Raw genomic sequence first — 7,666 nt, 5'->3', positions numbered from 1 at the left:
ATAAATTATTTAAATCAATGACGTGAGTATCAATTAATAATATTTTTAGAATAAATAACAGTGAAACGATCACCACACAGAGATTAATTTCTTTCCAGCGTAGAGTACCCACTTTCATCACACAATAGGCGATAAAGCCAAGGGCGATACCTTCGGTGATAGAAAAGCTAAATGGCATCATCACGGCGGTAATAAACGCTGGTACGGATTCAGTTAAATCATCCCATTTTACGCGCGTTAAGCTGGAGGTCATCAGCACCCCGACGTAAATTAATGCCCCTGCGGTAGCGTAGCTTGGCACCATGCCAGCCAGTGGTGATAAGAAAATGGCGAGCAAGAAAAGAATACCGACCACAACTGCAGTTAATCCGGTACGACCACCAACAGAAACACCAGAGGTACTTTCAATAAATGCGGTAACAGATGATGTCCCCATGGCGGAGCCTGCGACAGAGCTTAAACTATCTACATAGAGCGCTTGTTTCATCCGTGGGAATTTACCTTTATCGTCTGTTAAACCTGCCTTATCGGTGACACCAATTAATGTACCGGATGAGTCAAATAAGTTAACCAACATAAAAGCAAAGATAACCCCAGACAAGCCAATATCTAATGCGCCAACAATATCAACCTGCCCTACAACGGGAGCAATAGAAGGGGGGATATCAAAGATACCTTGATATTGAACATCCCCTAATAACAGGCCAATCACCGTAGTGATAATAATCGATATTAAGATTGCCGCATGAATATTACGAGCTGCAAGGATGGCGATAATAAAAAAGCCTAGAGCACCTAATAACACATTGTGGGAGGCAAAATTACCGATAGTCACAATGGTGTCGTTGTTAGGAATAATGATCCCAGAGTTTTTTAGGCCCATCATGGCAATAAACAGACCGATACCGCTGGTGATCCCAACACGTAAACTAAGCGGAATATGCGCTATTATCCAATAGCGTATACGAAAGAGAGTAAGCAAAAAGAGACCTACTGCGCCCCAAAAAATAGCGCCCATGGCCACTTGCCATGAATACCCCATCGCTCCTACTACGACAAAGGCAAAAAAGGCATTTAGACCCATCGCGGGTGCGACGGCGATAGGTAGATTAGCCACCAGTCCCATTAAAATACTACCGAACGCGGCAATTAAGCAGGTAGTAACAAACACTGCTTTAATATCCATATGGGCTGCAGCAAGAATTTGTGGGTTAACAAAGATAATGTAAACCATGGTTAAAAAGGTGGTGACACCGGCGATCAGTTCTGTGCGAACCGTGGTGCCGTGTTCCTGAAGTTTAAACAGGCGTTGGAGCAAACTCTGCGGAGCAGAATTTGATGATGACATGCTCATAGACAAAAGATCCCAAAAAAAAATGTTTTTCGCTTTATCCTACACAAATAAATTAGAAACTGCACCTAAAAAGTAATCGATTGCGTTTTAAGACGAACATATCACGAAAAAGTGTTGTAGAGATAAAGGAGGTATAGGTTTTAATTAAGCATTAATACCTATAGTAATAAGTCTTGTTATTAGAAATAAAATGATATCTCTATTGGTATTATTTTTATCAGAGTAATTATTTATATTGTTTTCATTTTATTTAGTTCGGGATCTAATTAATTATGAATATGCTTTCCTATTGCCAAATAAATATATTCCTCTAAAGTTAACTCACCAGTAAATTTCAATCGATTTTTTGTTTTATATTTTATTTGTCACCTGTTAGTGCTTAATAGATCTTTTAAATAAAGAGAGATTTTATTATTTAATTAACTTTTTTGCTTAATATAAGGTAATTATAATGAATAGGAAAAAAATTGTTTCTTTTAAAATTAATTTATTAGTTTTCTCTGTATTATCAACGTTAAATATGGCGACAGTAGTACAAGCTGATCCGTCTGCTCATATTGTTGTGCAACAACAGCAAAAAAATAGTAGTGTTGATATTCTTAATATTGCCGCAGCGATTAATGGCTATTCCAGTAATTCATTAACCAGTTTTGATGTTTCTGAAGCAGGGTTAATATTAAATAATAGTCCTGATGGTGCTGATACTCAATTATTGGGGCATATTGACGGTAATAGTAATTTATCTAGCGGTGCGGCAAAAGAGATTACTCTTGAGGTTAATGCTAAAAAAGCCATTACGTTAAATGGCCCTGTTGAGGTGGCCGGAACAAAAGCACGGGTTATTTTATCTAATCCTGCTGGAATTATTTGTAGTAGCTGTAACTTTCTTAGTGCTGACCGTGTTGTGTTGACTACTGGGAAAGTGAATATACAAAATGATACCGTTGATAGTTATAAAGTGGAAAAAGGGAATATTACTGTTAAAGGTAATGCCACTTTTGATAAAAGTGCGCAACAGATTGATTTAATTGCCCGCAATGTTTCTATTGAATCGCCTCTTGATGCATCTGGTATTAATATGAATGTGATAACTGGCGCTAATGAAGTTAAAGCACAAGATAATACGGTGGTTGCACAAAAGCCAACAGGCGTTGCTAGTAAATATAGTTTGCAGATAGTCAAGAATGCAGGAGTGAGAAGCTCATCGCTAAAATTTATAGGTACTGAAGCTAACTCACCACTGAAAAATAATGGTAATGTTGAAACTGCTGGGGGAGGGATCGAGCTTATTCATAGCGGTGCACTTGATAATAATAAAGGTAACTTCTTATCTGAGGGGGATATCTATTTTGCTTTCGATAAAGGTGTTACAAATAGTACTGGTGAAATACAAAGTACTAAAACTATCTCAATAGAAACAAAAGAAGCGAAAGTTGATAATATCTCTGGTGGTAATATTTCTGCTGATGGAAATGTAACTATCAATAGTGGTGAATTTAAAAACAATGCCTCCTATATTGCAAGTAAAGATAAATTAGATATTCAGACAAACGGTAAACCAATAACGAATACTGCAACGGTCGGTGAAGGCGTCGGTATTTCTGCTACTAATGGTATTAAGATTAATAGTGGCTTATTTAATAATAAAGAGGGTCAAATCAATTCTAAAAGTGTCATTGATATTAATACTAACCTAAAAGACTTCAATAATATTGATGCTTATATTGATGCGTCAGGGGATATTAGTATTAATAGTGGCGCAATGAATAATACCCATAGCCGCCTACGCTCAGTTACTCGTGTTGAAATTGATACTAATGGTAAGGCGCTGAAAAATACCGGCATGACTGCAGATACTGCTAGCGATGATTCATTAGGTATTCTTAGTGGTCTGGATGGTATGACAGTTAATATTGCTGGACTGAATAATGACCAAGGGATTATTGCCACCGATGGCGATATGAACTTCACTAACAAAGGCGACATTACCAATAAATGGGGACATATAAAATCAGGGGGGTACTTGACATTTAGTAGTGATAAGATCAAAAACCTCTATGGTGGCTTAGCATCTAAAACTGGTGCTAATGTGACTTTCTCCCAGACATTAGATAATAACTTTGGTGTTTTTTACTTAGAAGGCGATAGTGTCACTATCAGTGCGCCTTATATAAATAATAATAAAGGTGTTATTAAAGGAGACGCTATTTATTTTAAAACAGATAAATTTAATAACACATCAGGATTTGTGATCACTGAACAGAAATTAGAGATTGATACACCAGAACTGACGAATAACAGCAGTTTAGATTTCAAAACAGAAATGGGCTTTTATCTGGGGCAACCTGATCAGAAAGGGGGATTAATTAGTAAAGGAGAAATGAAATTAAGCGGTAATAAATTAGTGAGTAATAAAGGACGTATTGTAACAGAAAATGGGGATATGGAGCTTAAATTCACCTCTGTTGATAATACCAGTGGTACTATTGCATCACATAAAAATGCCTCTGTAGTGACAAGCACCTTTACCAATTCACAAGGCACATTGTTTGGCCAGGATAAATTAACACTGCAAACCGATACACTGAAAAATAACAGTACAGGTTCGGTTGAAAGTAATACCTTAAAAGGTGTTATTGCGTCGAGTGGTGATACTGAAGTGACGGTTAATCGTGATTTTGAAAACAATGGCGTCATTTCTGGTGTAGAACATTTACGTGTAAATATAAATGGTAAATATACCAATGCCAGCAATAGTATTATGTCAGGTAAAAATAGTTTCGAATTAGGTGTGACAGGAAATATTATTAATCGCGGCATTCTTAATTCAATAAAAGACACGACTATTTCTGGTGAGAATATTACTAATGAAAAATCAGGTATTATTGTTGGTAGAGAAAGTATTACTATCGATAATAAAGGCACTTTTACTAATAAAGGTAAAGTTGTCGGGCCGTTAAATAAATAACATTTTAGCCTATCTATGAGCGATATTTTGTCGCTCATAGATCAAAGGATACACCATCTTGAGTATGAAATAATATGGGAATAGGAACTGATATTATAGAAATAAAAAAGGTGGCTATTGCAATATGTAGAAGTGGTGAACCGTTAACTCAGCGATTATTAACTGAATATGAAAGAAACAGTATCGGTAGAATTCATGAAAATTATCATCGTGTTGCAGGGTTTTGGGCTGCTAAAGAAGCCGCTGTAAAAGCAATAGGTACAGGATTTCGTTTGGGGATTTTATTTCATGATATTGAAATAAGGCATGATGAATATGGCGCACCTTGTTATTTTTTTACAGGCCATTTTTCTAATTTATTAAAGCAGAAAAAAATAACCCAATCATTATTAAGTATTTCTCATTGTGATCATTATGCTGTCGCTGTTGCAATTTTTAATTGATGCTTTTATAGGTGTTTTATTATGTTTATATATTCTGATCTAAAGAATAAGAATGTGATTGTTACAGGAGCTAATGGTGATATAGGTATTGCAATTTGCCAGAAATACCTTGAACAGCAGTGTCATGTTTATGCATTATATCACCAAAATAGAAATAACTTAGATAAGCTAAAAAAAGAGAGTGAATATTGTCACCGCTTACATATATTACAATGTGATATCAATAATGATAAATCAATTCATGACTTTTTAGATAAACTAAAGGCATATGCTAATGCTATTCATATATTAATCAATAACGCAGGTGTAATTAAAGATGAATTATTTTCTGCTATAAATATAAGTGAATTTGAATATGTTATTAAAACCAATTTATTAGGAACTTGTCAATTTACTAAACAGTTATTGCTTTTATTAAGATCGGCAGAAAAAGCGACCATTATTAATGTTGCTTCTATTGCAGGGATTGTTCCAAGTATTGGGCAAAGTAACTATAGCGCCGCTAAAGCTGGAATTATAGGTTTTACTCATACGTTGGCTGCAGAGTTGGCAGGTAAAGGAATTCGAGTCAATGCGGTGGCACCAGGTATGATTGAGTCTGACATGGTCAAAAAAGTGTCACGCCAAGTCGTACGTCATATTAAATCGGTTATTCCATTACAACGATTGGGAGCAAGTGCTGAAGTTGCCAATACCATTGTATTTTTAAGCTCCGAGGCATCGAGCTATATTGTTGGGCAAACATTAATTGTTGATGGTGGGATGGTGATGCGATGAGAGGTAACCCTTATGAGTCTCTATAATCAATCGTTATTGCCTCCTACACTATTTTTAAAATTAGGGGCATGGCGACAACCGACCATTATGGTTGATAGGATTGTCGATTTTGTCCCTAGTGAAAAACCTATTATCAAAACGATTAAACATGTCACCTTTAATGATCCCTATTTATTAGGACATTTTCCAACCGATCCTGTTATGCCAGGGGTTATGGTGGCGGAAATCTTTGGTCAAACGAGTGAGTATTTATCTTTTATTGATGACTTTTGTTCAATTTATAAAATAGAACACAATATTGAATTAAATACATTTAAAGAAATAGCCAAAGCCCTTAATGAGCCGAGATCAGAACGAATTTTAATTCAGCATCGAAGAAAAGTTTCCGGTGTATTGGCCTCACAAAATTTAAGGTATAAAAATGCTGCTTACCCAGGGGATACCATAGAGATAACAAGCATTCTATTATTTTCTGATAAAAGCAATTTTAAACACTATTCTGTTGAGGCAAGAGTGGGAAAGAAAATCATTGCTAATGGCACCATAGTTAATTTCAGAGAATATAATCACTCTGAACAAAATAAAAATTAGGATATTAATAGTATGGAAAATGACGATAAGTTAAATGAAAAAATTGAACAAAGAAAAAAAATGTTAAAGCGAGTCAAAGAAGGGCTTATTGAACGACTCAATTTAAATAAGAGTATTAATCAAATTGATGATGATACTCCGTTATTTGGTAGTGGTTTAAAATTAGATTCTGTTGATGCCACAGAGATAATTGTCTTTCTTAATGATGAATTTAATATTCAAGTTACAGAAGGTGATGATCCTTCTTATATGAGAACAATAAATAGCCTAACAACCTTTATTTTAAATAAACAGCGAGAAAAACAAGAAAAAAATGAGAGTAATAATAATTAAGTTATATCATTTTTATTTATTGGAGATGTTATGAAATACTTTGAAATGGAAAATAAAGCGAATGTATTATTAGGTGAATATAATGGAGTGACACTTCCCAAACGTTATACTAATGAACATGAGGCTTATTTCTCGGTAAGAAATAGCATATTAATGACAGACTTTTCTCATTATGGCATGGTGAAAATTTCTGGTGAAGATGCTTGGCGGTTACTCAATTATCTTATTTCTGCAGACATTTCATCTATTCGTGATGAACAACTACTTTATACATTGTTGCTAGATAAAGAAGGGAAAATAATAAGTGATGCCTATGTACTATGTGATAATGAACACTATTTTTTAATTTCAGAGTGGATGAATAGTGATGCCATATGCCAGCAGATAAAAAAAGTATTAGATAAGCAAGATGAACGGGGCGAATGCTACCAAATTGATGCTATCACTTCTCTTACTCCAGATTGGCGTATGATCTGTCTGGAAGGCCCCTATGCTTGGGAAATTTTATCTGAAATCGTCGGTATGGATATTATTGGATTACCTTTTCATGAGTTTATGTATGTTGATGAAGATGTCATTACTATGCGTGTTGGTAAACACGGTGAATATTGTTATCACATTATGGGAGATGAAGAGAAGTTAATGTCTATTTGGCGACATTTATGCACTTTATCTGAGAAATTTGATTTAAAGATTGGCGGGGTTGATGATTTAAAAAATATACGACTAGAAAATCCTTGTTGGGAGCCTCAAGTGATTAATCCTTTTAGTCGCTGTCCTATTGAGTTACAAATGCAATGGGCGATTAGTTACGATAAAGATGCATTTATTGGTCAAGATGCAATAAAACAACGTGCTGATAATGGGGTAGATCAGAAAATAGTTGGCGCAAGAATAATTAATATGCCTCAGAATGCTGCAATTTTACAAGGCGATGCAATCTATTACCAAAATGAACAAATAGGCGTAGTTATTCAAGTGGGATACTCTTTTATATTAAAAGAACATATTGCTAGAATATTATTAAAACGAGAATTTGCTTACGTTGATATTGATGACTATAAAATAAAAACGGCTTATGGTGATATTGATTTTATCACAACGAGTATTCCCTTTGTTAATAATTTAAGTTTAATAATTAATCCAACCGAAGATAGTTATCTTGAAAGACATCAATAATGAAAGATTAAATTTATAGCA

Annotated in this window: 7 protein-coding genes; 6 read left to right on the top strand and 1 reads right to left on the bottom strand. The window is 34.8% G+C overall.

The annotated features are described in order from the left end of the window. Window positions 1-1,354 (bottom strand): NCS2 family permease (locus tag AACU95_RS13470; protein ID WP_161737087.1); only part of this gene is annotated, 1,354 nt, incomplete at its 3' end. A 451-nt stretch (window positions 1,355-1,805) separates the two neighbouring features. On the opposite strand from AACU95_RS13470, the gene AACU95_RS13465 reads away from it, so the two are divergent. The 6 genes from AACU95_RS13465 to AACU95_RS13440 all read left to right on the top strand — a co-directional run bounded on the left by AACU95_RS13465 (window position 1,806) and on the right by AACU95_RS13440 (window position 7,645). After that, window positions 1,806-4,322, top strand: a complete 2,517-nt coding sequence (locus AACU95_RS13465) for a two-partner secretion domain-containing protein (RefSeq protein WP_141192183.1) — start codon at window positions 1,806-1,808, stop codon at window positions 4,320-4,322. A gap of 74 nt (window positions 4,323-4,396) precedes the next feature. Beyond that, on the top strand, window positions 4,397-4,765 hold the full coding sequence (gene acpS, locus AACU95_RS13460) for a holo-ACP synthase (RefSeq protein ID WP_004246770.1): 369 nt from the start codon (window positions 4,397-4,399) through the stop codon (window positions 4,763-4,765). 21 nt (window positions 4,766-4,786) lie between these two features. Continuing rightward, complete coding sequence (locus AACU95_RS13455; RefSeq protein ID WP_036895773.1) at window positions 4,787-5,542, top strand: SDR family oxidoreductase; 756 nt, start codon at window positions 4,787-4,789, stop codon at window positions 5,540-5,542. Window positions 5,543-5,554: 12 nt separating this feature from the next. Beyond that, window positions 5,555-6,133 (top strand): 3-hydroxyacyl-ACP dehydratase FabZ family protein, encoded by a 579-nt coding sequence (locus AACU95_RS13450; RefSeq protein ID WP_004246772.1) that lies wholly within the window; start codon window positions 5,555-5,557, stop codon window positions 6,131-6,133. Between the two features lie 12 nt (window positions 6,134-6,145). Next, the gene (locus AACU95_RS13445; RefSeq protein WP_004246773.1) at window positions 6,146-6,466 is read left to right on the top strand and encodes an acyl carrier protein; all 321 of its coding nucleotides are present in this window, start codon (window positions 6,146-6,148) and stop codon (window positions 6,464-6,466) included. Window positions 6,467-6,496: 30 nt separating this feature from the next. Next, the gene (locus AACU95_RS13440; protein WP_141192182.1) at window positions 6,497-7,645 is read left to right on the top strand and encodes an aminomethyltransferase family protein; all 1,149 of its coding nucleotides are present in this window, start codon (window positions 6,497-6,499) and stop codon (window positions 7,643-7,645) included. Window positions 7,646-7,666 lie beyond the last annotated feature (21 nt).

The sequence above is a fragment of the Proteus sp. G4415 genome, from assembly GCF_963896075.1.
Classification (GTDB): Bacteria; Pseudomonadota; Gammaproteobacteria; order Enterobacterales; family Enterobacteriaceae; genus Proteus; species Proteus mirabilis.
Note: the sequence above shows the minus strand (reverse complement) of the source record. Positions and strands in the feature narration are given on the sequence as shown.

Excerpts from the sequence above, each read along its gene's own strand:
- AACU95_RS13465 (WP_141192183.1), top strand. The coding sequence starts at position 1,806 with ATGAATAGGAAAAAAATTGTTTCTTTTAAAATTAATTTATTAGTTTTC.
- acpS (WP_004246770.1), top strand. The coding sequence starts at position 4,397 with ATGGGAATAGGAACTGATATTATAGAAATAAAAAAGGTGGCTATTGCA.
- AACU95_RS13455 (WP_036895773.1), top strand. The coding sequence starts at position 4,787 with ATGTTTATATATTCTGATCTAAAGAATAAGAATGTGATTGTTACAGGA.
- AACU95_RS13450 (WP_004246772.1), top strand. The coding sequence starts at position 5,555 with ATGAGTCTCTATAATCAATCGTTATTGCCTCCTACACTATTTTTAAAA.
- AACU95_RS13445 (WP_004246773.1), top strand. The coding sequence starts at position 6,146 with ATGGAAAATGACGATAAGTTAAATGAAAAAATTGAACAAAGAAAAAAA.
- AACU95_RS13440 (WP_141192182.1), top strand. The coding sequence starts at position 6,497 with ATGAAATACTTTGAAATGGAAAATAAAGCGAATGTATTATTAGGTGAA.